The 18,003-nt window shown below is 53.5% G+C and carries 16 protein-coding genes; all 16 read right to left on the minus strand.

Annotation, left to right across the window (positions count from 1 at the left end; genetic code table 11):
- Positions 1-17 precede the first annotated feature (17 nt).
- The 16 genes from HV832_RS12205 to mraZ all read right to left on the minus strand — a co-directional run bounded on the left by HV832_RS12205 (position 18) and on the right by mraZ (position 17,846).
- Positions 18-524, minus strand: coding sequence for a peroxiredoxin (locus tag HV832_RS12205; protein ID WP_176804303.1), 507 nt, complete (start codon positions 522-524; stop codon positions 18-20).
- A 208-nt stretch (positions 525-732) separates the two neighbouring features.
- Positions 733-1,932: a cell division protein FtsZ gene (ftsZ, locus tag HV832_RS12210; protein WP_176804304.1), complete on the minus strand. Its 1,200-nt coding sequence runs from the start codon at positions 1,930-1,932 to the stop codon at positions 733-735.
- 123 nt (positions 1,933-2,055) lie between these two features.
- Positions 2,056-3,288, minus strand: a complete 1,233-nt coding sequence (ftsA, locus tag HV832_RS12215) for a cell division protein FtsA (protein WP_176804120.1) — start codon at positions 3,286-3,288, stop codon at positions 2,056-2,058.
- Entirely contained in the window at positions 3,285-4,067 is a 783-nt protein-coding gene (locus tag HV832_RS12220) for a cell division protein FtsQ/DivIB (protein WP_176804121.1), read from the minus strand. Before HV832_RS12220 ends, ftsA begins: the two co-directional genes overlap by 4 nt.
- Positions 4,068-4,096: 29 nt before the next feature.
- On the minus strand, positions 4,097-5,068 hold the full coding sequence (locus tag HV832_RS12225) for a D-alanine--D-alanine ligase (protein ID WP_176804122.1): 972 nt from the start codon (positions 5,066-5,068) through the stop codon (positions 4,097-4,099).
- 21 nt (positions 5,069-5,089) lie between these two features.
- The gene (gene murC, locus HV832_RS12230) at positions 5,090-6,475 is read right to left on the minus strand and encodes a UDP-N-acetylmuramate--L-alanine ligase (protein ID WP_176804123.1); all 1,386 of its coding nucleotides are present in this window, start codon (positions 6,473-6,475) and stop codon (positions 5,090-5,092) included.
- Entirely contained in the window at positions 6,472-7,554 is a 1,083-nt protein-coding gene (murG, locus tag HV832_RS12235) for an undecaprenyldiphospho-muramoylpentapeptide beta-N-acetylglucosaminyltransferase (RefSeq protein ID WP_223827273.1), read from the minus strand. Before murG ends, murC begins: the two co-directional genes overlap by 4 nt.
- Positions 7,551-8,684, minus strand: coding sequence for a putative lipid II flippase FtsW (gene ftsW, locus HV832_RS12240; protein ID WP_399310911.1), 1,134 nt, complete (start codon positions 8,682-8,684; stop codon positions 7,551-7,553). The genes murG and ftsW overlap by 4 nt, the downstream gene beginning before the upstream one ends.
- Positions 8,685-8,767: 83 nt before the next feature.
- On the minus strand, positions 8,768-10,270 hold the full coding sequence (gene murD / locus HV832_RS12245; RefSeq protein ID WP_176804125.1) for a UDP-N-acetylmuramoyl-L-alanine--D-glutamate ligase: 1,503 nt from the start codon (positions 10,268-10,270) through the stop codon (positions 8,768-8,770).
- Positions 10,271-10,322: 52 nt separating this feature from the next.
- On the minus strand, positions 10,323-11,492 hold the full coding sequence (gene mraY, locus HV832_RS12250) for a phospho-N-acetylmuramoyl-pentapeptide-transferase (protein ID WP_176804126.1): 1,170 nt from the start codon (positions 11,490-11,492) through the stop codon (positions 10,323-10,325).
- 1 nt (position 11,493) lies between these two features.
- Positions 11,494-12,891 carry a UDP-N-acetylmuramoyl-tripeptide--D-alanyl-D-alanine ligase gene (locus tag HV832_RS12255; RefSeq protein WP_176804127.1) on the minus strand — a complete coding sequence of 466 codons (1,398 nt, stop codon included), beginning with the start codon at positions 12,889-12,891 and terminating at the stop codon, positions 11,494-11,496.
- Positions 12,891-14,417, minus strand: coding sequence for a UDP-N-acetylmuramoyl-L-alanyl-D-glutamate--2,6-diaminopimelate ligase (locus tag HV832_RS12260; RefSeq protein ID WP_176804128.1), 1,527 nt, complete (start codon positions 14,415-14,417; stop codon positions 12,891-12,893). The genes HV832_RS12255 and HV832_RS12260 overlap by 1 nt, the downstream gene beginning before the upstream one ends.
- Positions 14,417-16,180, minus strand: coding sequence for a peptidoglycan D,D-transpeptidase FtsI family protein (locus tag HV832_RS12265; protein ID WP_176804129.1), 1,764 nt, complete (start codon positions 16,178-16,180; stop codon positions 14,417-14,419). The genes HV832_RS12260 and HV832_RS12265 overlap by 1 nt, the downstream gene beginning before the upstream one ends.
- Positions 16,177-16,452 carry a cell division protein FtsL gene (gene ftsL, locus HV832_RS12270; RefSeq protein ID WP_176804130.1) on the minus strand — a complete coding sequence of 92 codons (276 nt, stop codon included), beginning with the start codon at positions 16,450-16,452 and terminating at the stop codon, positions 16,177-16,179. The genes HV832_RS12265 and ftsL overlap by 4 nt, the downstream gene beginning before the upstream one ends.
- Complete coding sequence (gene rsmH, locus HV832_RS12275; RefSeq protein WP_176804131.1) at positions 16,449-17,408, minus strand: 16S rRNA (cytosine(1402)-N(4))-methyltransferase RsmH; 960 nt, start codon at positions 17,406-17,408, stop codon at positions 16,449-16,451. Before rsmH ends, ftsL begins: the two co-directional genes overlap by 4 nt.
- A 9-nt stretch (positions 17,409-17,417) precedes the next feature.
- Complete coding sequence (gene mraZ, locus HV832_RS12280) at positions 17,418-17,846, minus strand: division/cell wall cluster transcriptional repressor MraZ (RefSeq protein ID WP_176804132.1); 429 nt, start codon at positions 17,844-17,846, stop codon at positions 17,418-17,420.
- Positions 17,847-18,003 lie beyond the last annotated feature (157 nt).

Genomic DNA, 18,003 nt, shown 5'->3' on the forward strand with positions numbered 1-18,003 from the left:
CTGCAGATCTGAAATGATCAGCCCAACTGAGCCAGCAATGTTTCCGCGTTGGACACTTCAAATTTACCAGGAGCCTCAATATTGACCTGTTTGACGATACCGTCAACCACCAACAAAGAATAACGCTGAGACCGTGTTCCCATACCGAACTGACTGAAATCAGCGTCCAGTCCGAGCGCCTTGCTGTATGCGGCATTACCGTCAGCCATCATACGCACGATACCGGTAGCTTTCTGATCGCGTCCCCAGGCACCCATCACAAACGCATCGTTAACTGAAATACACCAGATTTCATCCACGCCTTTGGCTTTCAACGCAGCGGCGTGCTGAATATAGCCCGGCACATGCTTGGCAGAGCAGGTCGGCGTGTAAGCGCCTGGCAATCCAAAAATGGCAATCGTCTTACCCTTGACCAGATCGGCGACCTGAAAAGTATTCGGGCCGAGAGTGCAGCCTTCGCCTTCCACTTCGATGAATTCTGCCAGGCTGCCGGCAGGTAAATGTTCGCCAATCTGTATGCTCATCATGTTTCCTTTAATTAATTCAAAATAAATTGCCTACCGGCACCGCGTCAGCTTTCCCGTGAAAGCTGCGTCTGCGCGCAGTATGCCTGAGTTGAAAAAAATCTGCAGAATGCACAAAAAAAACAGCACAAGAAAACTTGTGCTGTTTTAAGTGAAGCTACTGATAGAGGGTTTAAACAAGCATCAATCTGCCTGTTTAGGCGACCTGTCAGTCAGCCTGTTTACGCAGGAATGCAGGAATGTCGTAAGTCTCCATTCCGTTTTTTTCCAGTGCACGAACGGTATCTGAAGCTGATTCACGACGCCAGACAGCAGGTTTGCTCAGACCATCAAATGCCGGTGCTGCCGTTGCCATGCCGTTTGACACTGTGGTGGCGCTCATTGCTGCCGCTGCCATGACTGGTTCATTATTGGTACCCGTCCGCAACATCGGAGTCTGTACCAACTGAATATTTTTCTTGCCACGACCCAGTCCTGTTGCAACGACGGTGACACGGATTTCATCACCCATGTTTTCATCGTAAGCAATACCCTGAGCGATGGAAGCGTCCGGTGCCGCAAATGCACGGACTGCCGACATCACTTCTTTAATTTCCTTACCTTTGAGGCTGCGGCTGGCAGTTACATTCACCAGCACGCCGCGGGCGCCGGACAGATCGATGCCATCCAGCAGCGGCGATGCGACTGCCTGTTCTGCAGCGATACGCGCACGGTCAACACCGGAAGCAGTCGCCGTACCCATCATGGCTTTGCCTTGTTCGCCCATGATCGTTTTGACGTCATTGAAATCGACATTGATGTGTCCGGGTACATTGATGATCTCAGCAATACCGGCAACCGCATTATTGAGCACATCGTCGGCATGCTGCAGCCATTCGATCATGCTGTCGTCTTCGTAAATTTCTTCCAGCTTCTCATTGAGAATAATGATGAGCGAATCCACGTGTTGTGTCAGTGCATCCAAACCTTCGTCGGCAATATCCATGCATTTTTTGCCTTCGTATGAGAAAGGTTTGGATACCACGGCTACGGTCAGTGCACCGAGTTCTTTTGCAACCTGTGCCACCACAGGAGCAGCACCAGTGCCAGTGCCGCCACCCATACCGGCAGCGATAAACACCATGTGTGCGCCACGCAAAGCGTCTTCAATCCGGGAACGGGAATCTTCTGCCAGTTTGCGACCGACTTCCGGTTTCATCCCTGCACCCAGACCAGTTTCACCGATCTGAATCACGTTATGCGCTTTGGATTGCAGCAATGCCTGTGCATCGGTATTAGCAGCAATAAATTCAACGCCGGACACGCCTTTGTTGATCATATGCTGAACTGCATTACCGCCTGCGCCACCTACGCCGACAACCTTAATTACGGTGCCTTGTGTGGCGTTATCAACCATATCGAACTCCATCATGACTCCTCCAGGTAGGCAGTTATCAGTCGCTAATCATCACACGGTGAGACGACTAGCGACTAATAACTGTAGATCAGACCATTATAAAATGAGTACACCTGTAATGGTGTAAAAAGCTGATTAAAAATTTCCTAAAAACCACTCTTTCATGCGCTGCCAGACTGCTTTGGCAGACCCTTCCTGCCGCGTCACCAGATGGCCACGCAGATACTGCTTCTTTGCTTCCAACAACAAACCAAGAACCGTTGCATAACGCGGGCTGCGCACCACATCAGCCAGTTGCCCTGTATATGCGGGCATGCCGAGTCTGGTCGGCTTCAGAAAAATATCTTCCGCCATTTCTACCATGCCGGGCATCGCTGCGGAACCGCCAGTCAGCACAATACCTGACGACAGCACGTCTTCATATCCGGATTCACGAACCACCTGATGAACCAGCGCAAACAATTCTTCGACACGCGGTTCAATCACTGCCGCTAACGCCTGACGCGACAAAGAGCGCGGACCACGATCGCCCAGACCCGGCACCTCCAGCGTATCGGCAGGATCTGCCAGCACCTGCTTGGCGACTCCGAAACGAACCTTGATTTCCTCCGCTTCCGATGTCGGCGTCCGCAAGGCCATCGCAATATCATTCGTGATCTGATCACCTGCAATCGGAATCACCGCCGTATGGCGAATCGATCCTTCGGAAAATACCGCTACATCCGTAGTACCGCCACCAATATCAATCAGGACGACGCCCAACTCTTTTTCATCCCGTGTCAATACAGCCTCTGCCGAGGCCATCGGTTGCAGAATCAGGTCGGACACCTCCAGCCCGCAACGACGCACGCATTTCACGATGTTCTGCACCGCAGACACAGCACCGGTCACGATATGCACTTTGACTTCCAGCCGAATGCCGCTCATGCCGATGGGCTCGCGCACATCGTCCTGGCTGTCAACGATGAATTCCTGCGGCAATGTATGCAGCAATTGCTGATCGGTCGGAATATTCACCGCCTTCGCCGTTTCTATCACGCGCGAAACGTCCGCTGCGGTGACTTCTTTATCTTTGATGGCAACCATGCCGCTGGAATTGAAGCTGCGGATATGACTGCCTGCAATACCGGTATATACCCGGCTGATTTTGCAGTCGGCCATCAGCTCCGCTTCTTCGAGTGCGCGCTGTATGGATTCGACGGTAGCCTCAATATTCACCACCACGCCTTTTTTCAGCCCTTTGGATTCATGCTGTCCCAGACCAATCACTTCATGTCTGCCATCCGGCATGACTTCAGCAACGACCGCCACAATTTTAGATGTGCCGATATCGAGACCTACGATCAGATTTTTTGCGTCTTTTGTCATGTCTTCCCACTTGCCTTTGTTTGCTTTTTCAACCCGATAGCACCATGGCTGGATTTCAGCGCCAGACCATTCGGATAACGCATATCCACACTTTGAATACTATCCTGCAGACTGGCAATCAGTTGCGGATACACCGTCATCAGCTGATTCACCCTCGACTCCAGAGTAGTACCGTCCTGCACCCGCCCGAGTTCCACCTGCATACCGTTGTTCAGCCTGACACTCCATGCGTAACGATTGGAGTACCGGACCGCCTCCGGCGCCAGGTGGATTCTGGAAAACCATTGCTGAAATAACTGATACTGCGCCAGCACTTCTTTTTCACTGCCGTCCGGACCGCTCAATGAAATCAGTTCGGCATCTTCTTCCGCCTCGGCCAGATTCGCGGTAAACACATCACCGCGCACCGAAATCAGGCGGCCGTCCTCCCCCCATGTTCCTAACACGGCATGTTCCTCCAACCTGACAGTCAGCTTATTCGGCCATTCACGCTGCACACTGGCCCGTCTGACCCAAGGGACGCTTTCAAAAGCAGCACGGACTGCATCAAGATTAGCGGTAAAAAAATTCCCCCGGATTTTAGGAATCGCCGCATTACGGATCGTCAGCGCATCGACGTGCCTTAATGGCTCCGTATGCATCGCTTCTACCCGTATTGCAGCCAGCGTAAACATCGGCCGCTGGATCACCCACCAGACTCCCGACGCCATCAGGGCGAGCAACACCATGCCGAACAGGGCATTCGCGGTGATGTTCATCCATCTGATGTCATGCCACATGGCTGCAATCCTTTTTCCAGAGTCCCCGATTAATTCGTGATTGATTTCACTTCAGTCCGGATTTTCAAACGCGCCGTTTTCAAAATTTCCATACACAGATCTTCATAACTCATACCCGTTGCCTTCGCCGCCATCGGAACCAGCGAGTGGCCGGTCATCCCCGGCGAGGTATTAATTTCCAGCAAAAATGGCCGGTTATCAGACTTACGCAACAGCACATCGAGTCTCGCCCAGCCTTCGCAATCAAGCGCGCGATAGGCATCTACCGCCATCTCCTGAATCTGCTGCGTCAGTACCGGATCTAACGATGCAGGACACAGATATCGGGTGTCATCGGTAAAGTATTTATTCTGATAATCGTAATTGCCGTCTGGTGCCACGATTTCGATGATCGGCAACGCATATGCCTGCTCGCCCTGACCAAGTACAGCAACAGTCAGCTCCCTGCCCTCGATAAACTCTTCTGCCAGCACCACGTCATCAAATTGTGCTGCCAGCGCATAGGCTTCCGACATCTCGGAATATCCCCTGACCTTGGAAATACCGATCGTCGATCCTTCATGCGGCGGTTTGATAATCAGCGGTAGCCCCAGATCATCCGGCACAGTACGCAATTGTGTCTGCGGTGTCAGCACTGCGTATTTCGGCGTGCTCAGACCATGTGTCTGCCAGATACGTTTGGTGAATATCTTATCCATCGCAATCGCAGAGGCCATGACACCGCTGCCGGTATAAGGAATATTCAGCTGCTCCAGCACACCCTGCAGACTGCCGTCTTCGCCATAACGTCCATGCAAGGCAATAAAAACACGGTCAAATTTTTCAGCTGCCAGTTCTGCAATGCTGCGCTCGGCAGGATCAAAGGCATACGCATCCACTCCTTTACTCTTCAGAGCTGCCAGTACGCCATTGCCTGACATGACAGACACGTCACGCTCAGCAGAACGTCCGCCAAATAACACACCCACTTTACCCAGAGACTGACTATTCAATTCACTCATGATGATCTGACCGTAAAAATTTTATTTTGCCTGCGCCAGTTTTGCCGGCACTGCACTGATAGAACCTGCTCCCATGACGATCAGCACGTCGTCATTTTTCAATACCCGCAGCAAACTCTCCGGCATGTCCTGAATATCTTCGACAAACACCGGCTCAACCTTTCCTGTAACCCGCAGCGCACGCGTCAGAGCGCGACCATCTGCCGCCAAAATCGCTGCTTCGCCGGCTGCATAAACTTCGGCCAGTACGACAGCATCTGCCGTGGAAATAACTTTGACAAAATCCTCAAACAAATCACGAGTCCGGGTATACCGGTGCGGCTGAAATGCCAGCACCAGCCTGCGTCCCGGATAAGCGCCGCGTGCTGCTGCCAGGGTGGCCGCCATCTCCACCGGATGATGTCCGTAATCGTCCACCAGAGTGAAATGGCCACCCGCAGTCAGAGGAATATCGCCATAACGGGTAAAACGTCGCCCCACGCCGTTGAATTCACTGAGCGCCTTTTGTGTGGCGGCATCGGCGACACCGACTTCACGTGCAATCGCAATTGCGGCGCAAGCATTCTGAACATTGTGCATGCCGGGCTGATTCAGGCTGACCGGCATGTCGGCATAGCCATCCTGTACAACGGTGAAATGCATCTTGCCATCTGCAGCCCGCGCATCGACCGCATGCACATCCGCGTCAGGGTGAAAACCATAGGTCACCACCGGTTTTGACACAAATGGCATGATCTCGCGCACATTGACATCATCCAGACACAGCACAGCAACACCGTAAAACGGCAAACGCTGGGTAAATTCAATGAACGCCTGCTTCAGACGGGCAAAATCGTGTCCGTAAGTTTCCATGTGATCGGCGTCGATATTCGTAATAACTTCGATCACCGGTAACAGATTCAGGAATGAGGCATCGGATTCATCTGCCTCCGCCACGATGAAATCACCGCTGCCTAATTTGGCATTGGCTCCCGCGCTGTTGAGCCTGCCGCCGATCACAAAGGTCGGGTCCAATCCACCCTGCGCCAGCACGCTTGCCACCAGACTGGTAGTCGTGGTTTTGCCATGTGTGCCGGCAATGGCGATGCCGCTTTTCAAACGCATCAGCTCTGCCAGCATCAGCGCCCGCGGCACAATCGGGATATGCCGTGCGCGTGCCGCGACGACTTCCGGATTGTCGCCCTTGACGGCTGTTGACGTCACGACAGCATCGGCGCCTTCAATATGTTGTGCATCATGACCAATGCTGATCTGCGCCCCGAGGCCGGATAAACGCTGTGAGGCAGCATTGCTGCTGAGATCAGAACCGGAGACGGTGTATCCGAGATTCAGCAAGACCTCAGCAATACCGCTCATTCCCGAGCCGCCGATACCAACAAAATGTATGTGTTTAACTTTATGTTTCATGTTAATGATTCCAAAATCCCGGCGATATGCTGACTCGCTTCGCGCTGCCCCAATGCGTAGGCACGTTCCGCCATGTTCTGGCACGCTGTCCGGTCCAGCAGCAGCAATTGTTCCGCCAGTGCGGTCGGCGTCAGTTTTGCCTGCGGCAGGAACAGTGCGGCCTTTTGGCCGGCCATCCAGACCGCGTTTTCCTGCTGATGAGATGTGCTTGATGCCATGAAAGGCACCAGGATGCTTGCCACACCGGCAGCCGTCAGCTCAGACACCGTGATTGCCCCGGCACGGCAGATCACCAGATCAGCCTGTGCATAACGACGCGGCATATCGTTAATAAAATCCAGTATTTCTGCTTGTACGCCGGCGGCTGCATAGTTTTTTTGCAGTGCTGCGATATTCTGTTTCCCCGACTGGTGCGTCACTATCGGCCGCAGGTGTTCCGGAATCAACGCCAGCGCCTGTGGCAGACAGTCATTCAATGCCCGCGCACCCAGACTGCCACCGACCACCAGTATCCGTAAAGCGCCTTGCCGCTGACCGTAACGAAGCTGTGGTCCGGGTAACGCACAGATTTCCTGACGAACCGGATTACCGGTAATCTGTATCTTCTGATCTGCCGGCAAATCCCTGGCCGGCAAGCCAAATAGCAAGCGGCTGGAAAACGGGCGTAAAGCCTTGTTCGATAACAGCAAGGCAGCATCTGCATTCATCAGCACCAGCGGCCGGCCTCGCAAAAACGCCATCAAACCACCGGGAACTGTGACATAGCCGCCCATGCCCAGTACCACGTCCGGATTCCGCTGGCCGATGAAGCGGAAGCAAGTCAAAAAACTGGTCAGCAGTTTCCAGGCGCCGCTCACACTGTGCTTCCAACCCTTGCCGCGCAAACCGGTGAATGCCAGTTTATCCATCGGAATGCCGTGCCCCGGAACGATTTGCCCTTCCATGCCGGTACTAGTGCCCAGCCAGCTGATTTCCCAGCCCCGTTCACGCATGACTTCAGCAATGGCTAATCCGGGAAAAATATGCCCCCCCGTGCCGGCCGCCATAATCATCAGTTTTTTGGTCTGCCCAGATTTCATGCGCGGCCTCCCCGCATCAGCACACGGTTTTCATAATCGACACGGAGCAGGATTGCCAGCCCGATACAATTAATCATGACACCCGAACCGCCGTAACTCATCAATGGCAAAGTCAATCCCTTGGTCGGCAGCAAACCAAGATTCACCCCCATATTGATGAATGCCTGCACACCAATCCAGATACCGATTCCTTTGGCGGTCAACCCGGCAAACGTCTGATCAAGCGCAATCGCCTGCCTGCCGACTTCAAATGCCCGCTTGATAATCCAGTAGAACAGCAACACCACCACCATCACACCGACAAATCCCAGTTCTTCGCCTATCACCGCCAGCAGAAAATCGGTATGCGCTTCCGGCAGATAATGCAGTTTTTCAACGCTCCCGCCGAGCCCCACGCCAAACAACTCACCGCGCCCAAATGCGATCAGCGAATGCGTCAACTGGTAAGCCTTACCCAGCGCATGGTCATCATCAAACGGGCTCAGATAGGCGAAAATCCGCTCCCGCCGCCAGGGAGATAAAACAATCACCAGTGTAAAAATACCGACCAGTGTTGCTGCAATACCACCGAACCAGATGCCGTTGATTCCGCCTAAAAACAGAATTCCCATCGCGATACAGACAATCACGCCGAAGGCGCCGAGATCAGGTTCCAGCAGTAGCAGCAACCCGACCACACCGACTGCGGCCAGCATGGGTACAAATCCTTTGGTCAGTTTATGCATATAATCTTGCTTGCGTACCGTATAGTCAGCGGCATACAACACCATGAACAGCTTCATAAACTCGGAAGGCTGCAGGTTGAATATCTTGAATGACAGCCAGCGCTTTGCACCGTTCACTCCTTTACCCAACCCCGGAATCAGGACAGCAACCAGTAAAATCAGTGTGAATACGAACAGATAAGGCGCCAGTTTTTGCCAGCTTAAAACCGGTATCCGGAATACCAGCGCAGCCATGATGACGGATACCAGAACAAACATCGCCTGGCGAACCAGGAAATGCGTGTTTTTGTAATTCGCGTATTTCGGTGAATCAGGTAAAGAAATCGAGGCGGAATACACCATGACCATGCCAAACAGCATCAGAATCATCGTGACCCAGACCAGCGGCTGATCGTAATTCATCATCCGGGAACGATTCACCAACCGGGTCTCAGGACCAGGTGTCGCAAACGGCGACCAGCGCTGCAAAGGAAGCAATAACTGTTTCATCAACAGATCTCCCCACGGTCAAGCGCCATTTCACGCACCGCATCGGCGAATACCTGGGCGCGGTGCGCATAATTACGGAACATATCAAGGCTGGCACAGGCCGGGGACAGCAAAACCACATCGCCTTCCTTGGCGATCGCTGCTGCCTGTTGCACGGCTTCCTCGAGCGAATTGCAATCCTGCATCTCTGTCTGGCTGGCAGTCAACGCTGCTCGGATTTCCGGGCGCGCCCGGCCAATCAGCAACACCTTTCTGGCATAGCGCTGAACAACTTCTGCGAGAGGTGAGAAATCCTGTCCCTTACCTTCACCGCCTGCGATCAGCAGTATCCGTTTTTCCGATGCAGCAAACTGCTGGCCAAGACCTTTCAGAGCAGCGACGGTTGCACCGACATTCGTTCCCTTGCTGTCATCGATATAGTCAACGCCGCTAACGGTACTGATGAGCTCCACCCGGTGCGCTTCGCCTTTATATTCACGCAGACCGTGCAGCAAAGGAGCAAACGGCAAGCCGATACCGCGACACAGCGCCAGTGCCGCCAATGCATTTGCCGCATTATGCTGGCCACGGATCTGCAGGGCATCAGATGGCATCAACCGGGTCATTGTGACGGGAATTTCTTCCGCCTCTTTTTTCTTGCGCCGGCCAGAAGCGACGGGAGCATCCTCTGCCGGCGTCGCCGTTGCCAGCCAGCTCATGTCGTGTTCGCTGACCAGACCCAGATCCCCGGCGTGTTCCGGTGCATCCGTACCAAAACTGAGCACTGTGGCAGTGGGCTTTGCCATCGCCATCACCAGCGCATCGTCACGGTTGAGTACCTGTACAGTCTGCTCGCCAAAAATCCGGGCTTTATCCGCACAATACGCCGGCATGCTGCCATGCCAGTCCAGATGGTCCTGAGTGACGTTGAGTACAGTTGCCACATCTGCCTGCAAGCTGATTGTCGAATGCAACTGGAAACTCGACAATTCCAGCACCCAGACCTGGGGTAAGGTGTTTTGTTCCAGCACTGTTCGCATGACATCCATCACGGCCGGGCTGATATTTCCGGCGACCCGGACTGTCAGACCGGCCCGTTCGCACAGCAAACCAACCATGCTGGTAACGGTCGTTTTGCCGTTGGTGCCGGTAATCGCAATCACTTTCGGCTGGTATCCGTTTTCTGCGCGCAGGGCAGCCAGCGCCTGTGCAAAAAATTCCATCTCGCCCCAGAGCGGTAGCTGACGCGCGCCGGCTGCCGGAATAATTTTTTCCAGTTCACGCAACGGCGATAATCCAGGACTGACGGCAACCAGATCCATATCTTCTAGCAAAGCTTCGCTGAATTCACCGGGAATAAATTCTGTCTGCGGTTGCAGCTGCAACAGACTATCCAACCGCTCCGGATGAGCACGGGTATCTGCAACACGTAAGCGTGCACCGGCGCGCAATAACCACTGCGCCATTGCCAGACCGGATTCTCCCAGTCCAAGCACTAATACACGTTTGTCAGAAAAATTCATACCCGGTAATCCAATCAGCACTTCAATATCAACTTCTTTATGTGCGCCTGATTCAGCGCAGCTTCAGCGAGGACAAACCAATCAGCACCAGAAGCATAGTAATGATCCAGAAACGGACTACGACCTGCGTTTCTTTCCAGCCCTTCTTTTCAAAATGGTGGTGCAGCGGTGCCATCAGGAACAAGCGGCGCCCTTCACCGTAACGTTTTCTGGTGTATTTAAAATAGGAAACCTGGAGAATGATCGACAAGGTCTCAGCCACAAAAATGCCGCCCATGATGAATAGCACGATTTCCTGGCGCACAATGACAGCAATTGTGCCCAGTGCGCCGCCCAGCGCCAGCGCACCGACGTCGCCCATGAAAACCTGAGCAGGATGTGCGTTGAACCACAGGAAGGCCAGACCTGCTCCGGTGAGTGCTCCGCAAAAGATGAGCAATTCACCAGCGCCCGGAATATGTGGAATCAACAGATATTTCGAATAGCCGACGTGTCCGGATAAGTAAGCAAATAAACCGAGCGCCGTTCCCACCATGATGATAGGCATAATCGCCAGACCATCAAGGCCATCGGTAAAATTCACGGCATTACTGGTGCCGACAATCACACAATAGGTCAGGGTGATAAAGCCCCATACGCCGAGCGGATAGCTGACTGTTTTAAAGAAAGGCACGATCAGATCAGCCTTGGGCGGCAAGTCCATACTGAAGCCGGAACGCACCCAGGCAAACAGCAAATCCAGAATCTGCGAATTGGACGGTGCAGAAACAGAGAATGCGAGATAGAAGGCCGCAGCAATACCGACCAGCGACTGCCAGAAATATTTTTCACGGGAACGCATTCCTTCCGGATCTTTATGAACGACTTTGCGATAGTCGTCCGCCCAGCCGACAGCGCCATATCCCAGCGTCACAATCATCACAACCCAGATAAAACGATTGCTCAGGTCTGCCCACAATATCGTCGATATCGCAATCGCAATCAGAATCAGCACACCACCCATGGTCGGTGTGCCGGATTTCACCAGATGCGTTTCCATGCCATAGGAACGCACGGCTTGCCCCACCTTCATCCGGGTCAGCATGCGGATCACGGCCGGACCGGCGAAAATCCCGATCGCCAGCGCCGTCATGGTAGCGAATACCGCGCGAAATGTAATAAAACCGAAGACGCGCAGCAGCCCCAGATCCTGTTTAAAATATTCTGCCAGCCAGAGCAACATGCTAATGAATTCCTATGGTATCGGGTGTAGTAAAAATCTGATCGCTGCCGCCCTGCAAGTGTGCAACGACACGTTCCATTTTCATGAAACGGGAACCTTTGATCAGTACGGTCTGATCACGTTTCAGACTGGCATCCAGCGCCAGCAGTAAATCATTCAGGTTATCAAAGTGCCGCGCGCCGCTGAAAGTCATGGCGGTATAACGCACCAGGTCGCCCAGTAAGAACATTTCCTGCACGCCCCGGGCTTTGGCATAGCTGCCGATTTCAGCATGAAAATCCGCACCGTTCTCGCCGACTTCGCCCATGTCTCCCAGCACCAGTACCGTGGAGCCGCCAATCTGGTGCAATACATCAATCGCGGCGCGTACCGAGTCAGGATTGGCGTTATAGGTATCGTCGATCAGCGCGGCACCACAGATAGCCGCTTTACGCTGCAACCTGCCATTCACAGGATGAAAATTTTCCAGTCCGCGCACGATCACCGGCATGGCAATTCCAATCGCATGGCAGCAGGCTACCGCCGCCAGTGCGTTCAGCACATTGTGCTGTCCGGCTGCCTGCAAAAATACATCTCCACTACTGCCATTGATGTTGAACTGAATACGGCTGCCAAATACATCAGGATTGAAAGTCGCACTGACGTTGGCGTCGGGTGTTAATCCGAATGTCAGTACTTTGCGCTGCCCGGATTCACGCGCATAAGCACGCCACAAATCCGCATAATCATCCGCCAGCGGAAAAACGGCTATGCCGTCTGCAGGCAAAGCCCGGATTGCTGCGCCATTTTCTTCCGCCACAGCACGAACATTTTGCATAAATTCCTGATGCTCGCGCTGGGCATTGTTGACCAGCACAACGGTCGGTAATGCGACAGAGGCCAGCACTGCAATCTCTCCGGGATGATTCATCCCCATTTCAATCACTGCAGCCCGATGCTCCGCGCTGAGTTGTTTCATCGTCAGGGGAACACCGATTTCATTATTCAGGTTGCCTGTGGTGGCCAAACGGTGCGAAGCGCCAAAAGCCTCGGCCAGTATGGCAGAGATCATTTCTTTGACGGTTGTCTTCCCGTTGCTGCCGGTGACGCCGATGACAGGCAAAGTAAATTGCTGACGCCAGTAGCGTCCGGCTTCTGCCAGTGCTTTTTTGGTATCGGGAACAATCAGGGCAGGCAGCTTGAATGCCGGTGGCAACTGTTCTGCAATCACTGCAGCCGCACCAGACTGTACGACCTGTGGCAAAAAGTCATGGGCATCAAAATGTTCCCCGCGCAATGCGACAAACAAATCACCCGGTTGGATTTTGCGACTGTCTGTCGTTAATCCCGTGATGGCGACATCCTCAGTCATCACAGCAGAGCTGAGTGCCTGTTGCAATTGTTGAAGCGTGGCATGCATCAATTAGCCCTTTTCAGATTGCCGCTGGTTGCTACTGTCGCCAGTGCCAGCGAAGCATGTTCTTCATCGGAAAATGGCCATTTTTTACCGTTGATGTCCTGATAGGTTTCATGCCCTTTGCCCGCCAGCAGAACCACATCATGATCACCGGCATGTTTGATCGCAAACAGAATCGCATTTGCTCTGTCTTCAATCACATGAGGAGGATTTTTCATTCCGCGCAAAATATCCTGAATAATTGAGGCAGGGCGTTCGGTACGGGGATTATCACTGGTGACGATCACATGCTGTGCCATTTCGGCGACTCGCCCCATTTGCGGGCGCTTACCCGGATCACGGTCTCCGCCGCAGCCGAATACACACCACAGTTCGCCACCCCGCTCTGCGGCGACGGTACCCAGAGTCTCCAGAGTTTTTTCCAGCGCATCCGGTGTGTGCGCGTAGTCCACCACAACCATCACATGACCGGCAGTACCCAGTAATTGCATCCGGCCCGGTACTGGCGTGAGTTTTTCGATCAGACCAAGTGCCTTGGTAAAAGGAATTTCCCTGGTGAGCAGCACTGCCAGCACTGCCAGAATATTACTGACATTAAATCTGCCGATCAGCTGTGTTTTCACCAGTCCGGAGCCAAATGGCGATTCAAGATGGAAGCTGGTTCCTGCATATCCCGAGCGGCAATGAGAGGCGCTCAAGATTTCACATCCCTCTGCTTCAGCACCATTCAGGCTGTACGCCAGAATCCGGACTGCCGGACGATTCACGCGCAAATGCTGAACCAGCTGAATGCCGAAATCATCGTCCAGGTTAATGACCGCGACTGATAACGTATCCCAATCAAACAATTTTTGTTTGGCGGCGCCGTAATGCGCCATATCACCGTGGTAATCAAGGTGATCCCGCGTCAGATTGGTGAACAATCCGATGTCGATATGCATACCATTTAAACGCCCCTGCTCCAATCCGATCGAAGAAGCCTCGATCGCCAGCGCCGTTACGCCCGAGTCCTGCATCCGGCGCAGTTCTTTTTGCAGACTGATGGCGTCCGGCGTGGTTAATCCGGTTTCCTGCAGCTCGCCGGCCATGCCCTGCTGATAAATTCCATTCCCCAGAGTACCGATGACTCCTGCAGTCACTTTGTTTAAAGAAAATGCCTTGGCAAGCCACTGAGTACAGGAAGTTTTCCCATTGGTTCCGGTAACGGCAACCGTCAGCATGGAGTGATCCGGCTGCTGATACCAGTGATTGGCGATCATGCCCCATTCACGAGCCAATCCGGAAACTGCCAGATGCGGAATATCGAGCGCCCCATCCCAGACATAATTTCCCGGTTCGTACAGCACGGCAATCGCACCCTGCCCGACCGCATGACGAATATAGTCCCGCCCGTCGCTATGATGACCAGGTGCAGCCAGAAATACGTCGCCAGGCTGAATCTGACGTGAATTGGAGCTCAGTTGCGCGTCGGGCGCATATTGTCTGAGCCATTGAATAATGTCGTTCATTGAAATAATAGCGTGTGTCATCACATGCTCTCCTGAACACTGGTATCAGGAATGATGCTGGTGACAGAAGAATCTGGCGGAACATTCAGCGAACGCAGAACATTCGCTGTAATGGCAGCGAATACCGGCGCCGCTACGGTGCCGCCGTAATATCCGCCGACTGTTGGCTCGTCAATCATCACGGCAACAATGACGCGCGGATTGGAGACCGGTGCAAAACCAACAAAATCGCCAACGTATTTTTTTACGTAGTGTCCGCCTTCGAGTTTATGGGCAGTCCCTGTTTTACCGGCGACGCGATAACCGGCAATGCGTGCCTGCGTAGCCGTGCCGCCGGGCTCAGTCACCGCTTCCATCATCAGGCGCATCTGCTGTGCCGTCTTTTCTGAAATGACGCGATGCCCTGCCGGACGTTCACTGGACTTCTCAAACGTCAAAGGAATCAGATCGCCATCCCGTGCAAATATCATGTATGCCCGCGCCATCTGAATCAGCGACACCGAAACACCGTGTCCGTAACTCATGGTGGCCTGCTCAATCGGGCGCCAGTTTTTATAATTGCGCAACCGGCCAGCCACCGCTCCTGGAAAGCCGAATTTTGGCTGCTGCCCAAAACCCACGGTGGTAAACATCTCCCACATTTCCTTCGGCGGCATTTGCAACGCCATTTTGACGGTGCCGATATTCGATGATTTCTGAATCACTTGCGCAACAGTCAATGCACCCTGTTTATGCGCATCATGAATCGTATCCGGGCCAATCGTCATGGTACCCGGCGCGGTCTGGATCACGGTATCCGGCGTAACGCGGCCAGTTTCAAGCGCCAACGCAACGGTGAAAGGTTTCATCGTTGAACCCGGTTCAAAAGTATCGGTCATCACACGGTTCCGCAACTGCGCGCCGGTCAGCACCGAACGGTCATTCGGGTTATAGGCCGGCAAATTTACCAGTGCCAGCACTTCGCCCGTCCTGACGTCCAACACCACTGCCGCACCAGCTTTAGCCTTGTGTTTTTCAACGGCGTCTTTCAGGTGGGTAAAAGCAATGTACTGAATCTTGCTATCCACTGACAACGCCAGATCTTTTCCATCATGCGGTTCGCGAATAGCCTGAATATCTTCCACGATGCGCCCCAACCGATCCTTAATGACGCGGCGGCTGCCGGTTTTTCCGGCCAGATTTTTTTCAGACGCCAGTTCAATTCCTTCCTGGCCAATATCTTCCACGCTGGTAAAGCCAACGACATGCGCCATGACTTCCCCCTCGGGATAAAAGCGTTTGTATTCCTTGCGGGTTTCCACGCCGGAAATGCCCAATGCCTGAATCTGGTCCGACACTGCCGGCTCTACCTGCCGTTTCAGATATACGAACTGGCGGTCCGAATCGAGCTTTTTGCGCAACTCCGCTTCGCTCATATCGAGTAGCTTCGCCAGTTGCTGGATTTTTTCTTTCGGTGCTTCCAGGACATCATCAGGAATGGCCCAGATCGCCTTGACCGGCACAGATGAAGCCAGCACCTGTCCATTGCGGTCAGTAATCTTGCCGCGCGTTGCCGGTAATTCCAATGTCCGGGCATAACGGCTGGCGCCCTGTTTTTGCAGAAATTCGGTTGTCATGCCCTGCAGCCATAACGCCCTGGCAATCAACGCAACGAAGGCGCCGAACAACAGGAAAAGCACCAGACGGGAACGCCAGGTCGGGAGTTTCACTTCCAGCACAGGATTGGAAGAAAACGAAACCCCGCGGGATGCGGCAGTGCGGGACATGTTTCCGGGGCGGCTCATCTGAGCTCCGCCGCTGTCAGGTATTGCGTCCGCTCCGGTGTAACAGGCACCATATTGAGTTCCTGTGTCGCCACAGCTTCAATCCGTGAATGTTTTCCGTAGGTCGACTGATCCAGCCGCAGCTGGGTCCATTGCAAGTCATATTGCTTGCTGAGGCTTTGCTCACGCTCCAGTTCAATGAACAGCCGACGTGCCTGATATTGAGCATTAATCAGCGATAACGCACAGCCGATCAGCGCAATCATCAGTGCAATATTAATCCGGGTAATCATACCGAATCTCCCGGCAAACGCTCCGCCACCCGCAAAATAGCTGAACGGGCACGGGGATTCCGCTGTACTTCGGCATCAGATGGCTTCAACCGGTTCAGGAGTCGCATCTGCGGCTGCGGTAAATCTGCCTGCCGTATCGGTAAACGCCGGTCCGGCTGTGCAACCCTGACTCTGGCGGCAAAAAACTGTTTGACGATACGGTCTTCCAGCGAATGAAAGCTGATGACGGACATCCGGCCATAAGGTGCCAGCACACTGTAAGCCGCTGCCAACCCTACTTCGAGATCTTCAAGCTCCTGATTGATGAAAATCCGTATAGCCTGAAAGGTGCGAGTTGCCGGGTCCTTACCCTTCTCGCGAGTTTTGACGGCGTGTGCAACAAGTTCTGCGAGCTGTCGGGTTCCAGTAATGGACTCCGCCTGCCGGCGAGCAACAATCGCCTTTGCAATCTGAAAAGCAAACCGTTCTTCCCCATAATTTTTAATCACCTCCCTGATTTTTTCTTCTTCTGCGACCGCCAGCCATTCAGCAGCCGACATACCGCGCGTGGTATCCATGCGCATGTCCAGCGGACCATCGGTGCGAAAACTGAAGCCTCGTGCAGCATCGTCAACCTGGGGCGACGATATGCCCAAATCCAGCAATACGCCGTCCACCTGTTCAATATTCAATGCCTGCAAGGCCTGCGCGACCGTCGCAAAACTGTCGTGCACGATCTGAAAGCGCGGATCGGTGATCTGACTCGCGCAGGCGATCGCCTGCGTATCCTTATCAAATGCAATCAGCCTGCCGTGCGGCCCCAGACGCTCGAGAATAAGCCGGCTATGCCCGCCGCGCCCGAACGTACCATCGATGAAAATGCCATTGCTGCGCTCATTCGCGATCCCGAGCGCATCCACTGCTTCGTGCAGAAGCACGGTTTGATGTGTGAATTCTGTCGCTTGCTGTGTTGTCATTGCCTGCGATCAGAAAGAAAAATTGTTGAGCACATCCGGCGCACCGGATGCTTTGGCATTTGCCTCATTCTCAGCCAGGCGGCCAGCATCCCAAATCTCGAAATGACTCCCCATGCCCAGCATCATAATGTCGCGCTGAATACCAGTTGCCTGGCGCAATTCCGGCGCCAGCAAAATACGGCCTGCACTGTCCATGTCCACATCAAACGCATTGCCGAGGAAAATCCGTTTCCAGTCCCGCGCCTGAATCGGCCAGGCAGCAATTTGCTCACGATGGTTTTCCCAGGTGGGTCGCGGAAACAGCAAAAGGCAGCCGTCGGGATGGCGGGTCAGCGTCAGCTGTCCCTGATACTGGTTGCTCAGGGCATCACGATAGCGGGCAGGAATAGACATTCTGCCTTTCGCATCGAGATTGAGTGCAGATGGACCCTGAAACACGCTGATACCTTTAACCTGGATTGAGATTGAAATGAGGTGCTTTGTGAAGATAATCGAATCGCTGAGATTTATCCCACAAAATTACACTTTTTCACACTGTTTCCCACTTTAGAGGATGCAATAAGCGTGGTCAAGAGAAATTAAAGGCAAAAAAGAG

It is taken from the genome of Cognatundibacterium oligocarboniphilum (genome assembly GCF_013377855.1).
Classification (GTDB): Bacteria; Pseudomonadota; Gammaproteobacteria; order Burkholderiales; family Burkholderiaceae_D; genus Undibacterium; species Undibacterium oligocarboniphilum.